We start from the raw sequence: 17,315 nt of genomic DNA, 5'->3' as shown, positions 1-17,315 counted from the left end.
ACGATTATGGCTTTTAAAATTGGAAATATTCAAGTTTTCCCGCACAATTATTATTTTGATTTTATGAAATGGAGAAAAGTAACTGTTGGAATATCTATTCTTTTAGTAGTTGCTTCACTTCTTATTATTGGCATTAAGGGATTAAATTATAGTATTGACTTCCTTGGTGGTGCGGAAATTCAGGTTAATATTTTAAATAAATCATTAACAAGAGAACAAATTAAAGAAGCAGTAAATAAAGAAGGTTTTGCGCATGCAGAAGTTACTGCATACGGAAATTTAGGTTCACGTAAAGATAATACAGAAGCTTATATCATTCGTATTCAACGTGAAAAAGGACAAGATGAAAATGCTACGACAACTCGTGCAGATACACTTGTAAATAATTTAAAGTCGCAATTTGGTGCAGAAAAAATTCAAATTGCTTCAGTAACAAATATCTCTGGTAAAGTTGGAAAAGAAGATGAGTACAAAGGATATATGGCTTTGTTACTTTCTTGTATTGGGATATTAATTTATATCGCCTTTCGTTTTGATGCTCGTTTTTCACCTGGAGCTGTACTTTGTTTAATTCATAACGTCATTATTGCGCTTGGCTTTATGACTCTATTAGGTCGTCCGTTTACAACAACATCCATTGCCGCATTTTTAACTATTGTTGGTTATTCTATTAATGATACGGTTATTGTATATGATCGAATCCGTGAAACTCGTTTGTATCAACCTAAAATGCCTATGATAGAAGTTGTGAATCGTAGTATAAGCCAAACGATGAATCGTACAATCTTGACATCAACAACTGGTATTTTAGCTCTTTTAGTTCTTTCTATTATGGGTGGAGGATCTATTGAAGATTTTGCAATTACGATGTTGGTCGGTGTTATTGTCGGTACTTATTCCTCTATTTATGTTGCGGCACCTCTTACATTAATGATGGATAGTTACTTTAATAAACTGGGCTGGAAACAAAAAGATAATGCTGAAAAAGCAGTGGTTGAAAAACCTAAAGATTTTGCTCCACCAATAAATGTCAGAAAAAAGATTCCTCAGGAAAAAAAATAAATGGAAATAGATAATATTTCCTTTCTTAATAAAGGCACAAGTAATTTTAAAAATAATTACTTGTGTTCTACAAGCCGTTACGTTTGGAAATTAAAAGAAATTATTGCTGAAAATTCAAGCCAATTAAACAATTATTTTAATAAAAAAAAGAATTATTTATTAGACGGAAAAGAGCCAACAGAAGGTTCATCACTGCTTGCATTATTACCAGAACCTTGGAATTTCAAAGACATTCGAAAAGCCGCAGAACGAATTATCTGTGCAATTCAAAAATCGGAAAAAATAACTATTTTTGGTGACTACGATGTAGATGGGACAACCTCTTGTGCTATGTTATCTAACTTTTTTGCCGAGTTAGGTTATCCTGTTGATGTTTATATTCCAGATCGTATTTTAGAAGGTTATGGTTTAAATGTAATCGGATTAAAAAAATTAGCATTAAATGGGACAAAAGTAGTTATTACTGTCGATAATGGAATATCTGCTGTCCAAGCTTGTGAAGAAGGTAACAATCTTGGATTAGATATTATTATAACAGATCATCATGATATTCCTCCTCTATTACCAAATGCATTTGCTATTTTGAATCCCAAACAAAATGATTGTTTGTTTCCTTATCGCATGCTTGCAGGTGTTGGAGTTGCTTTTTATTTAATGATAGCAATTCGTATTATAATAAGAGAACAAGGACAGATTTGCGATATTAATCTAAAAAATTATCTTGATTTTGTTGCTATTGGAACCATTGCTGATATGGCTCCTTTGACAGGTGTGAATCATATTTTATGTAAAATTGGTCTTGAAGTTTTAAGTCAAAATATCAAAGATGGAAAACGAATTGGTATTCATGAATTATTAAAATGCGCAGGATGGAAAGAAAACACTAAAATTGACTCCGTCGATATTGGTTTTAAAATTGGACCAAGATTAAATGCAGCTGGCAGGCTTGGCAATGCTTTACGAAGTGTAGAAATTTTATCAACAAATGATCCTGATGCGGCTTATTCAATGGCTCATCATTTGCACCAAGAAAATGCGGAAAGACAAACGTTAGAAAAATTATTTACCCAAGAGGCTCTTGATCAAGTCCATTCATGCAGCGAAATTCCTGATGCCTTGGTGCTTCATAAAGAAGACTGGCATCCTGGTGTTGTTGGATTGGTTGCGACTCGAGTTTTAGATAAATTTTATCGTCCTGTTCTTGTTTTTGGAACGATTGATGGAAAATTAAAAGGAAGTGGACGTTCAACCCACTCCTTCAATTTATTTTCTGTTTTAAATGAAGTTCGTGATCAATTTATTTCGTTTGGTGGACATTATCATGCTGTTGGTCTCACTATTCTTCCTGAAAAATTAGATTGGCTAAAAGAATATCTTGCAAATAAAGCTAAAGAGCTTATTTTAAGTAAAGATAAGGTGCCACCATTAAATATTGATGGCCTTTTGTCGTTAGAGTCTTTAGATTTAACATTATTATCAAAGCTTGAAGAGTTAGAACCTTATGGTATTGAAAACCCGCGTACAAAATGGCTAGTAGGTCCTGTGACGGTTGCTCATGTAAAGAGAATGGGAAAAGATATTTCTCAAAATCACGCAAAAGTGTTATTTTTAGAGCAAGGAAAAGAGTCTTGGCTAACTGCTTTTGGATTAGCCGATGTCTTTGAAGGTTTTTTAGAAACAGGAATAGAAGTTCAGCTTGTGGTAGAAGCAAAATTAAGTAGCTGGAATGGTAAATTATCGAAGGATATTCGTGTGATCGACTATGCTCCTGTAATCTTCACAACTTGACTTTGTATCTTTTTGCCTATTTGTAAGGTATACGGTACAATTGATAAGATGATTTCTGTTTTATTTAGCTTATTATTTAAAAAGTGGACGAACCTATGATCCAGTCGCACCGAAATGATTTAGAGCCTTGGTATGTTCGGAAAAAAAAATTTCAGAACACAAATACTTCAGGTAAATCTTTCAAAAAAACATCAAATGAAGAAGTTGAAAAATCAAGCCAAACGCGGCAAATGCTTTTGGTCGTTTCTCATATTTTTTTAGTTTTGTTTTTTTCAGTTCTTTCTGGTGTTCTTTTTACTCTTCTTTTTTTGGAATCATCCACTTCAAATCGTTTTACAATTTTTCTTGTACTCGCTATTTTTTCTCTTTTATTTTCAGTTTTTCTAATTTTTAATAAAATAGGATTTATTTGTTCTAAGTTATCTAAGAACAATGAAGAAATGAATAAAATATCATTAGCTTTTAAATATCTTCGTGGACAAATAGAAGTAGAAGAACCTAGAAAAGGAATTCCAGCTCCTGAAATGGCTCTTTACCAGTTTATCCAACAGGTAAGAGCTTATGCCATGGAGAAAACGTTTTTAAAACAAAAACAAGATAGACCCCAAGATGCTTTTTCAAATTTAAATGGAGCTGATCCTCATTCTTTATTAAAAAGAAGGTGGAATGATGTATTGGATAGCTTGAATGAATTTGAAATTTATTTAGCAAATGATCCAAAAGGTATTATTGAAAAACTTATTGTAAAATCCCCTCCTCAAAATATGGATGTTTCCCAAATTTTTAGGGACGTGGCAGAAACTTTTGATACCACTTGGCGTCGAAAAGGAATTAATATTGAGCATGCCATTGTAACACCTTTAAAAGCTAATACAAATGAAGCTTTGTTACGTAGATTGCTTGTTGGTCCTTGGCGGAGTTGCGTTTATTTCGCAAGAAGAGGCAATGGAGTAGTTTTTTCTGCTAAAAGTTTTGATGGTAAAATTACAACTCGTTGGGAATGTGAAGGCATGGCTTTTCCAGAAGAGTTTTTTGAATTGATAAAAAATAATCAGCTCGATGTAAATGAGCGTATTGAAAAAGGTATGGCTATGATTGCCCTCGATCCAAATAGTCCAAACACTTTATTTGCATTAATTAGTTTTGTTACTTGGATTGATTTAGCAAATGTTGCTGGTTGTGATTATGATATCAAACAAGGATCTGAAGGTTTGGTAATTGAATTAAGACTTTAATTTTTGTTAATAATTCCTAAATTTTTGAGACGCTTATTTAAATCTTCAGGAAATTTTGTCTTTGCATTTAGTTCATTAAATAATGAATCATTTATAGTTATGATTTCCAATCTAATTTGATTTTCCGTTTTAGCTAAAAAGCTTTCATAACCATTTGTGCAAGATACACATGCTGGTTTTGATGTGTAAATGGTTAGGTTACCAGGAATATATTTATTATCGTATAAAGAAATGAATTCGTTAATTAATTTAAATTCTGCATCATTATATCTACTTCTATTATTTGGTAAATAATCATTGTTATTATTATATTCTTTTATATTTTCATCAAATTTAGATATTATAAATAAATCATGCACTAAATCTTTGTCACTTATAGAACTGTCATTTATAAAATTTTTATATTCTGCAAAATCATTTGATTTTAAGATTTTATTAAATTCATTTATAGATAAGGAAGATTCATCAAAATTAATTTGTTGTGGTGGAAGATGTAAAGTTTTTTCAGAGTTACTTTTATACAATGAATTATTATTTACTAAAATAAAGTTTTCATCTTTTAAAAGTTTTAATATTTCAATTTTATCAGAAATTTCTGGATCTTTTAAATCAAGTAATTGTTTTATATAATCTTCTGTTGGCTTATTAAAGTGAAACTCTTCTCCGCTAATAGATAATAATTTTTTACTTTTGTGTCGACTATCATCGGGATGAAATTCACCATAAGAAAAAGTTTTTTTGTCTAAATACTCGTATCTCGTTTTGATATCATAAGAGGTATATTGTTTTATTTTTTCAATTACTTCAGGGGAGGCTTTTATATTTTGAGATAAATTATTTTTTTCGTACTTTTGGATACTATTTATAATTGCTTCAGTTTTTTTCTCATCAGTTAAATTTGATGATTTTTCAATCTTATCAAACATTTTTAATTTATACTTATTTGATTTTGATATTGGGTTATATAAACTAAATAATTTATTATCATTAATTAATATAGATAAATAATATTTTTTATCTATAAAAACTTTAAATCTACTATCACTTGAATCCGTAATTGTAGTTTCTAAATCGAAACCTGATACTTTTTTATATCGTTCTGGTGAACAAGTTATAGCTGCGTTTAAGCTTTGAAAATAGCATAAGGTTGCTAATGTTGAAATTTTTAAAAGATTTTTTACGAAACTAGTTTTATTATTCAATTTCATTTTATCTCCATAATATTTTAATTATCTGTTTCTGATATGTTATTTTTTAATTTCAAAAACAGATCCATCTTCAAGATCTGATGCTATTTCTATAAAACTTTTACTGTTAATATAATTATTGTTATTTACATTAATATTAGTATTGTGTTTTATTAGATTGTTATTTAAATAATAATTTTTTACAAATATATAAATTTGATTTGAATTTTTATTGTCTTCATTGAATTGAAGGATAATATCATTATCTATTCTTGATATTTTTAAAACTTCTTGACCATTAATATTGTTTAATGATTCAAAATTTATAGAATTAAATTGGTTGAATGAAGGAATTATATTAAATGAATTATTTAAAAAATTATTGCTATTATTTTTTAAATTAATTGTAAAATAATTCTTATCAATTGTTTTTTCTGTGAAATAATTTCTAATAATATCTAGTAAATTATCTTGAGAATTGTTTTCATTAACCAAATAATTTGTAATTTGATCTAAGATAGTGTTTGGAATTGTAATTTGATCGCCAACTTGGATTTGTAAATGTCTTTTATCAATCGATGAAAACCAATCCTTTATTATTACTATGTATTCTCTATTCAAAATTGATTCTACAAATCTAATTTTTAAGTGTTTATTATTATTAGCGGAATCTGTAAAACTAGAAAAATAAATATTTGAAATTCTATTTTCAAAATCATTAAAAAATAAATTATCAATTTTGTTTATATTGCTAGAGTTTTCAATTAAAGTAAAAAATACTTCATCTTTATCTTTTTTGTTATTTGTGTTTATTAAGTAATTATCGTGTCCTTCCCCACCTGTTAACTTGGAATAGAATAAATTCTCATTATTGGTGAATAAACTCTTTAATAAATCGTTTTTTATATTTATATTAAATGGTTTATCTAATATTATTGAAATAGTGTCATCTCCTTCATTTCCATTAATATTATCAAAACCTCCTTCTCCATGTAAAATATTATTATTTTTATTTCCAATAATATTTTCATTACCAGAAGTACCTATTATATTTTTAAATTTATACGCGCTTTTTTTGGGCTTTTCTTTTTGTATTGAGTCTTTCAAATTGTTATTTTTAGGTTTTGAATTTTCCTCATATTTTAAATAAACTTTATCCTTACCAGAATCCAAATTTTGTAATCCACTTAAATCAATATTCCCAAAATCCATATTTTGTAATCCACTTAAATCAATATTCCCAAAATCCAAACCACTAAAGGCTAATAAGATTTTTGGTTTTTCATTGGCATCATTAAATAATAAATTCATATCAATTGTTGAATGTTCTGATTTCATTTTTAATGTGTCAATATTTACTTCAGGTGATATGAATTTATCATTTTCAAATACTTCAAATAAATTTCCATTTTTAGAAGATAAAATATTTCCTTTTAAGTCTGAAATATATAGATGTTGGTATTTTTCATTTTTAAAATAATCTTTAACTTTAATTGCAGGATTAAATAGTGAATTTTCATAAAATCCAATTAAGAGATCTTCACCATTTTTTCTGGTTACAATATTTTCTAAATCTGTCATAATAGCATCATAATTATCCTGAGAATTTTTCTTAAATGACTCATCGTAATTATCAATAATTTTAGAGCTATCTATTAAGTTTGTTTTTTCATCGATAATAAGGTCTTTCTTTAAAATAATATAGGTATCATTTTTAGAACCTCCTATTAACTTATCTTTTCCTTTTCCTGGATAAAGAACATCATTACCATCATATCCAAATAAAGTATCATCTCCTTCGTTACCAAATAGACTATTATTTTCATTATTTCCATGTATTATATCATTATTAAATGAACCATTTACATTTTCTATGTTTTTTAGAGTCGGAAAATTTGTCGCAATATTTAAATTTTGATCAAGTGAAATGATTAAATTTTTATCTTTAATACCAACAAAACTTACTGTATCTATTCCATTTGAACCATCAATATACCCTTTATCTATTTGTTGACTTTGAATAATATCATAAAATTCAAAAATATCTTCTTTTACGCCGCCAATGATATGCAGCATAAATGTAGAGGGATGAATAGTAAATAAATTAATACTGTTTTGCTCAGCAATAATAGAGCTAATCATATTTCCATGTTTACCTTGATCAGCAAAACCCAATAAATACAAATTTGCTTTTTTTGATTCAATAATATTGTTGTGATCTATTTTAGTAATTTTTTCGATCATTGGTGAATCATTAGCAATAGAAGGGCAAGGATAGGTTTTATTTTTATAAGTAATTTTACTGTATATTCTATTTACATTTTCAGGTACATTTACTGGAATACCTGTTTGTTTTTTTTCTAAAATAGAATAATAAGTTTGTATACTTTGATTGTGTTTATTTTTTATTTGTTGAATTTCATTATTAACTAAATTTTTGTTATCAGCAAAATAATAAGAATTATTAGTTAAACATATATGCCTTTCGCCTTCTATTTCTTTTCCTAATGTAGTTGTCGTTACAGACTGTCTATGTTTACCCCCAATGGCTGAGTTCATTTTTTGAACTTCATTAGTAAATGGAATATAATAATGAATTTTCGGATGTATGATTTTCTTATAAAAGAATAATTCCGTTTTTTCTTGATTATTTAATTCGGTTAGGAAAGCGTTGTTATTGTCTTCAAGCACTTTACTTAAATAGTTATTTTCTATTCGGAAAGCTTCATTTTTTGCTATGAATTGAGGATCGTTATGTTCATCGTATTGTCCAAAAAATTTTCCAATTGAATAATTAATTACATCACTTTCTTTAAAACCTAGTCGTCTTAATTCATCGGCAGTTCTCACAGCATTGTATGTTCCTTGTGAAAACATAATTGTAAATCCTATGGCCGCACCTATTGGACCCGCTTTTGCTGAAAGTGGTAATAATAAAGCAGTTCCAACTGAAGTAACAGCGCTCGCTGTCGTCAAGCTTGCATTCACCAAATAATCTTGTTTTTTAAATGGATCGGTTTCAATTTTAGCAGCATTAAATAACTCAACCGCTTGATAAATTTCAATACCAGCAGAAGCAAAATTTATTGCTACTTGTAATTTTGTGATTCCTTTAAAAGCGTTTTGGTGTCCATTCCAATAAGCAGCCCCTTTGACAGACTTATATAAATCTAAAGATAAATCTGCATTATTTGCAATGAAGTGTGAGGTATAAAGAATACCATCCTTTATTTGTCCATTTTTAAATGAATCATATATGCCATTTATTGCATTTGGCGTAGTTATAATATTCATTATTACATTGTATTTATTGGCAACACTAGCAAATTTTTCTATCCCTTTAAAAGTATATTTTTGTATACTTGAAAAACTTGTTGTATTAAATTCTGTTTTATAATGATTATTTATTATTTTTTTATAATTACTTACATAATCAAGTTCTGAATCGGAGAGATTGTGAATTGTTACTTCATTTGTATTTGTATCAAGTAAGTTAATTGTTCTTTTATTTATATCTACGGTATCATAGATTGGTTTAAAATTTTTATTTGTTAATTTAAATTTAATTAAGTTATTTGAGTTTTTTAATTTAATTATTTCTTTAGAAATGCTTTTAAGATCTTCTTTAAAATAGTCAATTTTTTTCTTAATAAATTCATTTTTTCCATTTGTATTTTCAATGTTATTTAAAAAATCAATCATTTCTGAGACGGATTTATGTTGAAGATGAAGTTCATTAAAAGCAACTGAATTTATGTATTTTAACTTTTTAAAAAATTGATTTTGATCATTTTCACTCAAGTTTTTTTTAATTTCATTATATTCTGGTGAGTCTTGAGTGCAGGAAGAAAAATAAGAAGATATATTTTGATAGTCTTCTATATTTTTATTTTCTTCGTCTTTTTTACAACCATAAAATGATGTTGCTATAATTATAATCATTGGAAACTTTGTAACATCATGTCTAAATGCATGTTTGTTAAATTTCATTTTACTCCTTTAATATATAAAATAAATAAACTAATTTAATTTATTGATAAAAAAATCTATAATATTAAATTGAGTTTTTTATTTACTATAAATTTTACAAATTGCAACAAAAATTTAAATTTTATAGATAATTATAAATTGTTATAATTGTTAATTTCTTTTAATTAATATAAATGTGATGTCATCTTTGATAGGTTGTTCTTCGTAAAAGCTATAGGCTTCATCTATTAATTTATCTACTATTGTTAATAATTCAGTATTTTTGAAATTATTTTTTTCAAAAAATTTCTTTAAATTTTTTTCACCAAAATCTTTATCTGATTTGTCGGTATTTGAGGTGAGACCTGAACTAAATAAACAGATTAACGAGTCTTCTTTGAGTTCATACTCCATTATTTTAATTTCCTCTTCATGCTCATTATTTGAAAAGTGATTATGTTTTATTCCTAAAGTATGGCCTTTCGATTTAAATCTAGATATCTTAGTATCTCCAGCCTCTTTATAGTTAATTAAATATGGATAAGAATGTGCTGCATTAATAAATTTAACTCGATCCAAATTTTCATTAAAAATGAGAAGGGACATTGACATTTCCATGTGATTTGTTGTCCCTATTTTTTGGATAAAGTCATTTAAATGTTTAAATATTTGAAGAAAATCATGCTTTTCAATAGATTTTTCATTTGATAGCTCTTCAAAATATCTTGAAACAGCAGCTGCTATAATTGAACTTCCTGCTTCATGACCTGTTACATCACCAATGAGAACTACTTTTGTTTTATCAAATTCATAAATGCCCCACCAATCTCCACCTTTGTCAATTGCACTTTGATAATAGGATGCAAGTTTAATTTTTTCTGTATTAAATTTATCAATGAATTCTACTCTTGGCACAAGATTTCCTAATGCTCGTTGTGCAGATCTTACTTCAATATCTAAAATATGTTTTTCATTCATCAAATGATAAAGTTTATCTTCATGTTCTAAAAATTGGAGTGAGATGGATCGACTTAATGGTTTAAATAAAAATAAATGAATCAATGCTAAGAGAAAAAGGAAAGAAAATAAAATGATATAGGTAACAGCAATAATTCTTTTAGATTGCAATTCACATTCGTAAGCGTATAAATTTACTGCTTTATCAAGATCTAATAATAAACTATTTATTTTATAAATATTATATTCTTTTAAAAAGTCATTAAAATCATTTTTGTTGGTACTTATTTCGGCTAATAAAGTAAAATCATTAACCCGTTGATATAAATTTGTTTTTCCAAGATATATTCGATCAAGTTCATTATTTGTAATTTTTTCAATTTTTTCAACTCTATTTCCGTTCATTAAAGTTTCATTAGATTTTCTCATTAATTGAATAGAATTTATTAAGTCATTTTTAATTAAGTTTGAATTATCTATTGCTTTTTGACCATTTAATGTTTGAATAAGCAACATAATTCTTTGGCTTAACATTCTTTGTCTACCAGAAATATTTATGACTTTGCTAAAATTGGATTGATAATCAATAAAATCTTCAAGAACAAATTTAGATACGATTGACAAAGATAAGATTAAAAATAAAGCAATTGAAGAAAATAAGATGATTTTTTTTTTAATTTTAATCCCATCTTTTATTTTTTTCATAAAAGCTCCTAAATTATTTCTCTAAAATTAAAATATAATTCAGGATAAACGATTTTTATTTGAATTTCTGTTTTGTGAATTTATGATTTTGACAGTTTTATTTTAAACTTAGGTATTTGCTTCAGGTTTTGGAGTAAATTCACCTTCTGACTTTGCTATCATAACAGTACCAATTGTATTTCCAATTATATTTGTTACAACCCGTGCATCCGACATGAATCTGTCGATACCTAATAATAATGCAAGACCTTCAATTGGAATGATATGACCAGGCATAGCAGCTAAAATTGCTGATAAAGTTACAAAACCTGCTCCCGTAATTCCTGCAGCTCCTTTTGAAACAATTAAAATAGTAAATAAAAGTAAAAAGAATTCATGCATCGTAAAAGGAATATTATAAGCCTGTTGAATAAAAACAGCACCTGCTGTTACGTAAATAGCGGTTCCATCTAAATTAAAAGCGTATCCAGTTGGAAGGACAAAGCTCACCACTTTTTTAGAACAACCAAACGTTTCTAGTTTATTTAACAATTGAGGAAAAACAGATTCAGAGGATGAGGTACCAAAAGCAATAGACATTTCTTCTTTAATATGTCTCATTAATTTAATTGCATCGAATCCATAAAGTCTTCCAACAAAATAAAGTAAAATCCAAAAAGTAACCATGCTAATTCCTAATACTAAAATGAAATAGGCGAGCATGGTTAAAGCTCCAATTCCTTGTTGACCGACTGTGGCTGCTATCGCGCCAAATGCTGCCAACGGGGATACTCTTGAAATAATACCAATCATTTTAAAAAAGATATCATTTGTCATTTGTAGAAATTCAAGTATTTTATCGTTATTTTTTATTTGAATGATAGCTATAGAGAAAATTACGGCTAAAACAATGACTGCTAAAAGATTATCTCCAGCTAAGGTAGCAAAAACATTCTCAGGAACCATGTGTGTGATAAATTCTGTAAATCCACCTTTACTGTCACCTTTTGGTTTAAATTTAGAAATATCTACTCCTTGAAAAGAAGAAATATTAAATCCAGCTCCAGGTTGAAAAAAAAGCATAAAACCAAAAGTGATTATGACAGCAATAATAGACATAATTTCAAAATAAACAATGGTTTTAAAAGCGAGTTTTCCAACCCCTCCATGTTTACTGTGAGAACAAACTCCTAAAATAATAGAAACAAAAACGACAGGAGAAATGACCATTTTAATAAATCGTATAAAAATAGATGCAATGATGCGAAGCTCTTCACCAAATTTAGGAAAAAAAATCCCGACAAGGATACCTAAAACAACGGCAATGACAACTTGTAAAAAAAGATGAAATTTTAAAAAAGTAAGGATTTCTTTTAATTTACTATTTGAATTAGAATGATTTATTTTTTTGTTTTTAGGCATTGTTACCCCAAATTTGAAATAAAAAAATGATACAATTTTATTATAGCAAAAAACGAGATGCGAAGGGAAGTCTAGTGGGAATTATTTATGTTATTGGTAAGGTTTTGATCCTAGGTTAATTTTGCCTAAGATCAATTGAACTTTGAAAAATATGTGGCTTTTCTTGACGAAGTTCTTCTAAAAACCAATTTTCAGAAAGATGAGTTCCTGACGATGCCCCAATTTTCATTTTTCGAGAAAGTAACGCACCCATTTTTTCACCAATTGCTCGGTAAGTTGTGTATTTACCACCATAAATTGAAATTAAACCTGGTATAGTTTCATCGATAACAGTTTCTCTTGAAAGACCAGAAATACTTTTGTCTAACTTTTTTAAATAAAACGGAGAGTGATACGGATCAGACACCCAGCTATCTTCTATTTTTGTTACTTTTATTTTTTGATTTAACGGCATACAACGGACGCCACAAAATATTTCAGAAATATTTTTTTCTGCATTTACTAAATTTAACGTTTCAGATGCCGTAGCCATTAAATATTCTTTATCACTTTCAGGATAGCGAATATGGGATGGTTCATTTGATAAAATGGACTCAGTCGTTCCATATAACCATTTTCCGTACCAAGGAATAAAAAAAACAATTCTTCCATCTAATTCTTGAATTAATGTTGCAGCGGAGTTTGTGGCATCTCCATTGGGCACGGTTTCGGGATTAAAAACAATATGAGTCCCTAAATTTAATAAACAGCTAATTTTAGGCGGTATTCCCCAATGAAGTAAATTTTCATTACACCAGGCACCAGCAGCATTTACAATATATTTAGTTGTTAAAGTTTCTTTTATATTATTTTTTTCTATAGTTACTTTAAATCCATTTTGAATTTGAGTTACTTCAGTTACTTTAGCGTTTTCGTTATAGGTAGCCCCAAGTTTAACTGCTGCTTCTACTGCAATATTTGCAATAACATCGTCCAGCATTTGAGCGTCATAATATAAAAATGCACTTAACATTTCATTTTCTATTTTATTTTGATTTAAATAGGGAGCAAACTTTGCAATATCTTCTTTGCTTATGCGACTTGCCGAGGGAAGTCCACCGTCACCTGCGAGAAGATCGTAAAAAAATAGACCAAGACGAACCATCCAAGGAGGACGTTTATCGCCTTTAAAATTTGGAAGTACAAAAGGAAGTGGTTTAACAATTCCTTTTAATAATTTTAATAAAAGAGCTCTTTCATGAAGAGCCTCATGGACAAGTCCCCATTGATTTAAATGTTCAAGATAACGAAGACCACCATGAACTAATTTTGTACTTCGGCTTGAAGTGCCAGAAGCAATTTTATTTTTTTCAACCAAATGAACACCAGGAACTTTTCGCGAAGCAAGATCATGTAATAAACCCACTCCATGGATTCCCCCACCAACGATAAGCACATTCAAGTCCATTTTTAAAATCCTATAAAAGTGTTGCTGAACTGTCTCTAAGTTTTATGGCTGTTGTTGCAAGATGTCGCGCGGCTTCGCGAACTTCATCTTCTGAGTTTGTAAGGCCAAAACTGACTCTGAAACTAGATAAAGTATGTTCGAGATCGACACCCATAGCAACTAGAACATGGCTTGCTGTTGCTTGAAGTGTTTTGCAAGCGCTGCCGACACTGGCGCAAATTGTTTTGCTTTCTTCAAGAAGTTTCATGGCGTTAACGCCAGAAAAATATAAAGTAACAATGCCAGGTACTTTGTTCGATTCATTTCCATAAAAATAAGTTTTGATATGTTTTTGAATTTCATTACAAAAAACTTGTTCCATTTTTTTATAATGTTTTATTCTTTGTTGAGATTCTTGAATTTGTAAAGTGCAAGCTAAGGCAAAACCAACAATTGCTGCTGTATTTGGAGTACTTGATCGAAGATTAAACTCGTGTCCTCCACCTGTAAGTTGAGCTTCAATTCTTATTTTGGGCCTTCTTTTTTTAATAATTAAAGCAGCAGCCCCTTTAGGGCCATAAATTTTGGATGAAGATATTGTTGCGGTATCAAAATCAATATTATTTGCAATTGTAGAAGTTCTTGCAAAACCTTGAGATGCATCAACATGAAGAATTGTTTCTGCTTTTGTGCATAAATTTCTAATTTCATGCATTTTTGTTTGAAAAATTCCTGTTTCGTTATTTACATCCATGACACAAACGCAAATGGTATCATTATTAATAATACGCTCTGCTTCTTTCATTATTATTTGGCCATTTTGATCAACGGGGAGTTCTTCTATTTGGATTCCTAGAGTTTTTGAATAACTTTCAAATAAAGAAATAGCAGTAGCTACTATGCTGGAATGTTCAGTCGCGCAATATACAATTTTATTTCTTTTTCTGTGAGGATTTTCGACTAGGCCTCTTAATAATAAGTTGTTGCTTTCCGTTGCACTTGATGTGAAAATAATCTCATCAAATGTTACATTAAATAAGGAAGCGATATTCGTTCTTGCTACACCAATTGCATATTCGGTTAATTCCCCCATTGGGTGGGTTCGATTGGCAGCATTGGCAAAATAGCCAAGCATCCATGGAGACATTTCTTGAAAAACACGAATGTCTAAAGGTGTGCTTGATGCAAAGTCTATATAAATTGTTTTTTCAGGTAATGAAACACCACCAAAGGTAATGTTTGGAACATTATCTTTACTTGTATTCATTAAATTAGGAGGGAGCATGAAATTATTCATAAAGTTATTTTTAGGCATAAATAAATTCCAAAAATTCAAAATTTAACAAGATTTTGAATCTAGACCCAGTGACTCTATTTTGCAATCAACTTAATTTGCTTTTTTTATTTATTAAGAGTACTAGGGCATTTTGATATGCATTATCTTTTACCTAAGTTCAAGGTTATAAAATGAATTATTTTGAGAAAATGCAGTTTTTAAAAGAAAATACTTTCCATTCTAAAAAATCCATTTTTAATAAACGTGATATTTTAATTTGTTTGTTAAGTATAATTATTGGAATTTCAGTAGGCTATCTGGCACAAGCTTTAAAATTAATTATAAATTTTGTTACAAACTTTTTTTATTTTGGAAAATTTTCGTTTGAATTAGCCTTACCTGAAAATAATCATCTTGGATATTATGCTTTTTTTATTCCAATTATAGGCGGCTTAATTGTTGGATTGATCGCACGTTTTATTAATCCATCTGTTTATGGTCATGGTATTCCTGAAACAATGGAGAAAATATTAATAAATGAAAGTTTAATTCAAAAAAGAATGCTTTTTTTGAAACCAGCTTCGGCCGCGATTTCTGTTGGAACAGGAGGTCCTTTTGGTGAAGAAGGACCTATTATCGCAACAGGTGCGACTTTAGGTTCCGCTTTTGGACAATTGATTAAAATGTCTTCTGAAGAAAGAAAAATTCTTCTAGCATCTGGAGTTGCTGGTGCTGTTTCAGCTGCTTTTGGAAGCCCTTTTGGTGGAATTTTTTTAGCAATTGAACTTATGCTATTTGAATTTAAACCCCGTTCTTTAGTTCCCGCTGCTTTATCTGTGATTGCTGCAGAATTTATTCGAATGAAATTCGTAGGAGATAATCTTGCATTTACTATGAGCCTTGTTTCCTTACCTACGGCTTCAATGGATATTATATGTTACTTTGTTATTGGGATTTTTATAGGAGTTATTTCTGTAGGAATGACGCATTCAGTTCATTATTGTGAGTCTATATTTGAAAAATTACCAATTCATTGGATGTGGTGGCCTGCTTTAGGTGGAATCGGGGTAGGGGCAATTGGAGTTATAGAACCAAAAGTATTAGGAGCAGGCTACGAAACTATATCTTCTATTTTAAACGGAAATGTAATTGGGCATTTTGCAGCTTCTTTATTTATTTTAAAATTTTTAGCTTGGTTAATTGGCGTTAGTAGTAGAACAACAGCGGGAACTTTAGCGCCTCTATTTATGATAGGAGGATGTTTGGGTGTTACTTTATCTGGATTGATTTCTTATCTATTTCCTTTTATACAATTAGACCCAAAAATTGCTGCAATGGTGGGCATGGCTTCTTTGTTTGCAGGAGTAACAAGAGCTTTTTTAGCTTCCGTTTTTATTACTCTTGAAGCAACCCATCAGTTTTGGGCGGCAATACCTGTATTAACTGGGTGTGTAGCAGCTTATTTAATCTCATTATTTTTGATGCAACATTCTATACTTACATATAGTTTAGTTAAAAAAGGAATTATTATTCCAAATGAACAAATTAATGTAACAGTTAATGATCATCAAAAAACGGATAACAAGAAATAACAATTATTTAATTTTCAAAGGTTTCTTTTATGATATTTAATGTTATAGATTTTTCAGGGTCTTTTGCTTTTTGCATTAGTGGTGCTTCAATAGCAGCTGCAAGAAAAATGGATCTTTTTGGAATATTTGTTATGACTGTTATAGCAGGGTTTGGTGGGGGGTTTTTAAGAGATCTTATTTTAGGAAAAACACCACCTACTGTTTTTAATACCCCAGCTTATTGGGTTATTGCATTGTTCGCTACATTTTTAGTATTTGCAGTTAAGAAACAAAATCGTTACTTTGATAAAGTTGTAATTGTATTCGATGCTTTAGGCTTGGCATTTTTTACTGTTGCAGGAATAAAAGTTGCCTTGGAATCTGGATTGTTAAATTATCAATGTATCATGATGGGTGTAATAACAGCTTGTTTCGGTGGAGTTATTCGTGATGTCATTGTGAATCGAGTTCCATATCTCTTTCAAAAAGAAATTTACGGAGCTTTTGCTGTAATTGGAGGAATATTATATTTCCTGTTAAAAGATTATCTACCTACACTAGCGCTTGATCTTATTGTTATTTTATTTATTTTTATTTCTCGTATGATCTCTGTTTGGAAGAACTGGCATTTACCAAGGCCATGTGATGTCTCATTACGAAATAAAAATCTTAAATTTACAAGAAAAAAGAACCTATTGTAAACGCTTATTTTTATTACATTTATGATAATAATCAGTG

At 29.1% G+C, this 17,315-nt stretch carries 11 protein-coding genes; 5 read left to right on the top strand and 6 right to left on the bottom strand.

Features of this window, described 5'->3' with window-relative positions:
* The first annotated feature begins 6 nt into the window (after positions 1 to 6).
* From secF to GCL60_RS04480, 3 genes are all read left to right on the top strand, one after another.
* On the top strand, positions 7 to 1,062 hold the full coding sequence (secF, locus tag GCL60_RS04490; RefSeq protein ID WP_153418689.1) for a protein translocase subunit SecF: 1,056 nt from the start codon (positions 7 to 9) through the stop codon (positions 1,060 to 1,062).
* A complete protein-coding gene (gene recJ, locus GCL60_RS04485; RefSeq protein WP_153418688.1) occupies positions 1,063 to 2,850 on the top strand; it encodes a single-stranded-DNA-specific exonuclease RecJ in 1,788 nt (595 codons plus the stop codon).
* A 95-nt stretch (positions 2,851 to 2,945) separates the two neighbouring features.
* The gene (locus GCL60_RS04480; RefSeq protein ID WP_153418687.1) at positions 2,946 to 4,085 is read left to right on the top strand and encodes a hypothetical protein; all 1,140 of its coding nucleotides are present in this window, start codon (positions 2,946 to 2,948) and stop codon (positions 4,083 to 4,085) included.
* On the opposite strand, the gene GCL60_RS04475 is transcribed toward GCL60_RS04480, so the two are convergent.
* The 6 genes from GCL60_RS04475 to GCL60_RS04450 form a co-directional block, all read right to left on the bottom strand.
* Positions 4,082 to 5,293: a hypothetical protein gene (locus GCL60_RS04475; RefSeq protein ID WP_153418686.1), complete on the bottom strand. Its 1,212-nt coding sequence runs from the start codon at positions 5,291 to 5,293 to the stop codon at positions 4,082 to 4,084. The genes GCL60_RS04480 and GCL60_RS04475 overlap by 4 nt on opposite strands.
* 39 nt (positions 5,294 to 5,332) lie before the next feature.
* On the bottom strand, positions 5,333 to 9,262 hold the full coding sequence (locus GCL60_RS04470; protein ID WP_153418685.1) for a calcium-binding protein: 3,930 nt from the start codon (positions 9,260 to 9,262) through the stop codon (positions 5,333 to 5,335).
* Between the two features lie 150 nt (positions 9,263 to 9,412).
* Positions 9,413 to 10,903 (bottom strand): SpoIIE family protein phosphatase, encoded by a 1,491-nt coding sequence (locus tag GCL60_RS04465; RefSeq protein ID WP_153418684.1) that lies wholly within the window; start codon positions 10,901 to 10,903, stop codon positions 9,413 to 9,415.
* 108 nt (positions 10,904 to 11,011) lie between these two features.
* Positions 11,012 to 12,304: a cation:dicarboxylate symporter family transporter gene (locus tag GCL60_RS04460; RefSeq protein ID WP_153418683.1), complete on the bottom strand. Its 1,293-nt coding sequence runs from the start codon at positions 12,302 to 12,304 to the stop codon at positions 11,012 to 11,014.
* Positions 12,305 to 12,419: 115 nt separating this feature from the next.
* A complete protein-coding gene (locus tag GCL60_RS04455; protein WP_153418682.1) occupies positions 12,420 to 13,751 on the bottom strand; it encodes a glycerol-3-phosphate dehydrogenase/oxidase in 1,332 nt (443 codons plus the stop codon).
* Between the two features lie 10 nt (positions 13,752 to 13,761).
* Entirely contained in the window at positions 13,762 to 15,045 is a 1,284-nt protein-coding gene (locus GCL60_RS04450; protein ID WP_153418681.1) for a cysteine desulfurase family protein, read from the bottom strand.
* Between the two features lie 152 nt (positions 15,046 to 15,197).
* Between GCL60_RS04450 and GCL60_RS04445 the strand changes: the two genes are divergently transcribed.
* Positions 15,198 to 16,598: a chloride channel protein gene (locus tag GCL60_RS04445; protein ID WP_153418680.1), complete on the top strand. Its 1,401-nt coding sequence runs from the start codon at positions 15,198 to 15,200 to the stop codon at positions 16,596 to 16,598.
* Between the two features lie 29 nt (positions 16,599 to 16,627).
* A complete protein-coding gene (locus tag GCL60_RS04440; protein WP_153418679.1) occupies positions 16,628 to 17,278 on the top strand; it encodes a trimeric intracellular cation channel family protein in 651 nt (216 codons plus the stop codon).
* Positions 17,279 to 17,315 lie beyond the last annotated feature (37 nt).

The organism is Silvanigrella paludirubra, assembly GCF_009208775.1.
In the GTDB taxonomy this organism is placed as follows: Bacteria; Bdellovibrionota_B; Oligoflexia; order Silvanigrellales; family Silvanigrellaceae; genus Silvanigrella; species Silvanigrella paludirubra.
Note: the sequence above shows the minus strand (reverse complement) of the source record. Positions and strands in the feature narration are given on the sequence as shown.

Excerpts from the sequence above, each read along its gene's own strand:
- secF (WP_153418689.1), top strand. The coding sequence starts at position 7 with ATGGCTTTTAAAATTGGAAATATTCAAGTTTTCCCGCACAATTATTAT.
- recJ (WP_153418688.1), top strand. The coding sequence starts at position 1,063 with ATGGAAATAGATAATATTTCCTTTCTTAATAAAGGCACAAGTAATTTT.
- GCL60_RS04480 (WP_153418687.1), top strand. The coding sequence starts at position 2,946 with ATGATCCAGTCGCACCGAAATGATTTAGAGCCTTGGTATGTTCGGAAA.
- GCL60_RS04475 (WP_153418686.1), bottom strand. The coding sequence starts at position 5,293 with ATGAAATTGAATAATAAAACTAGTTTCGTAAAAAATCTTTTAAAAATT.
- GCL60_RS04470 (WP_153418685.1), bottom strand. The coding sequence starts at position 9,262 with ATGAAATTTAACAAACATGCATTTAGACATGATGTTACAAAGTTTCCA.
- GCL60_RS04465 (WP_153418684.1), bottom strand. The coding sequence starts at position 10,903 with ATGAAAAAAATAAAAGATGGGATTAAAATTAAAAAAAAAATCATCTTA.
- GCL60_RS04460 (WP_153418683.1), bottom strand. The coding sequence starts at position 12,304 with ATGCCTAAAAACAAAAAAATAAATCATTCTAATTCAAATAGTAAATTA.
- GCL60_RS04455 (WP_153418682.1), bottom strand. The coding sequence starts at position 13,751 with ATGGACTTGAATGTGCTTATCGTTGGTGGGGGAATCCATGGAGTGGGT.
- GCL60_RS04450 (WP_153418681.1), bottom strand. The coding sequence starts at position 15,045 with ATGCCTAAAAATAACTTTATGAATAATTTCATGCTCCCTCCTAATTTA.
- GCL60_RS04445 (WP_153418680.1), top strand. The coding sequence starts at position 15,198 with ATGAATTATTTTGAGAAAATGCAGTTTTTAAAAGAAAATACTTTCCAT.
- GCL60_RS04440 (WP_153418679.1), top strand. The coding sequence starts at position 16,628 with ATGATATTTAATGTTATAGATTTTTCAGGGTCTTTTGCTTTTTGCATT.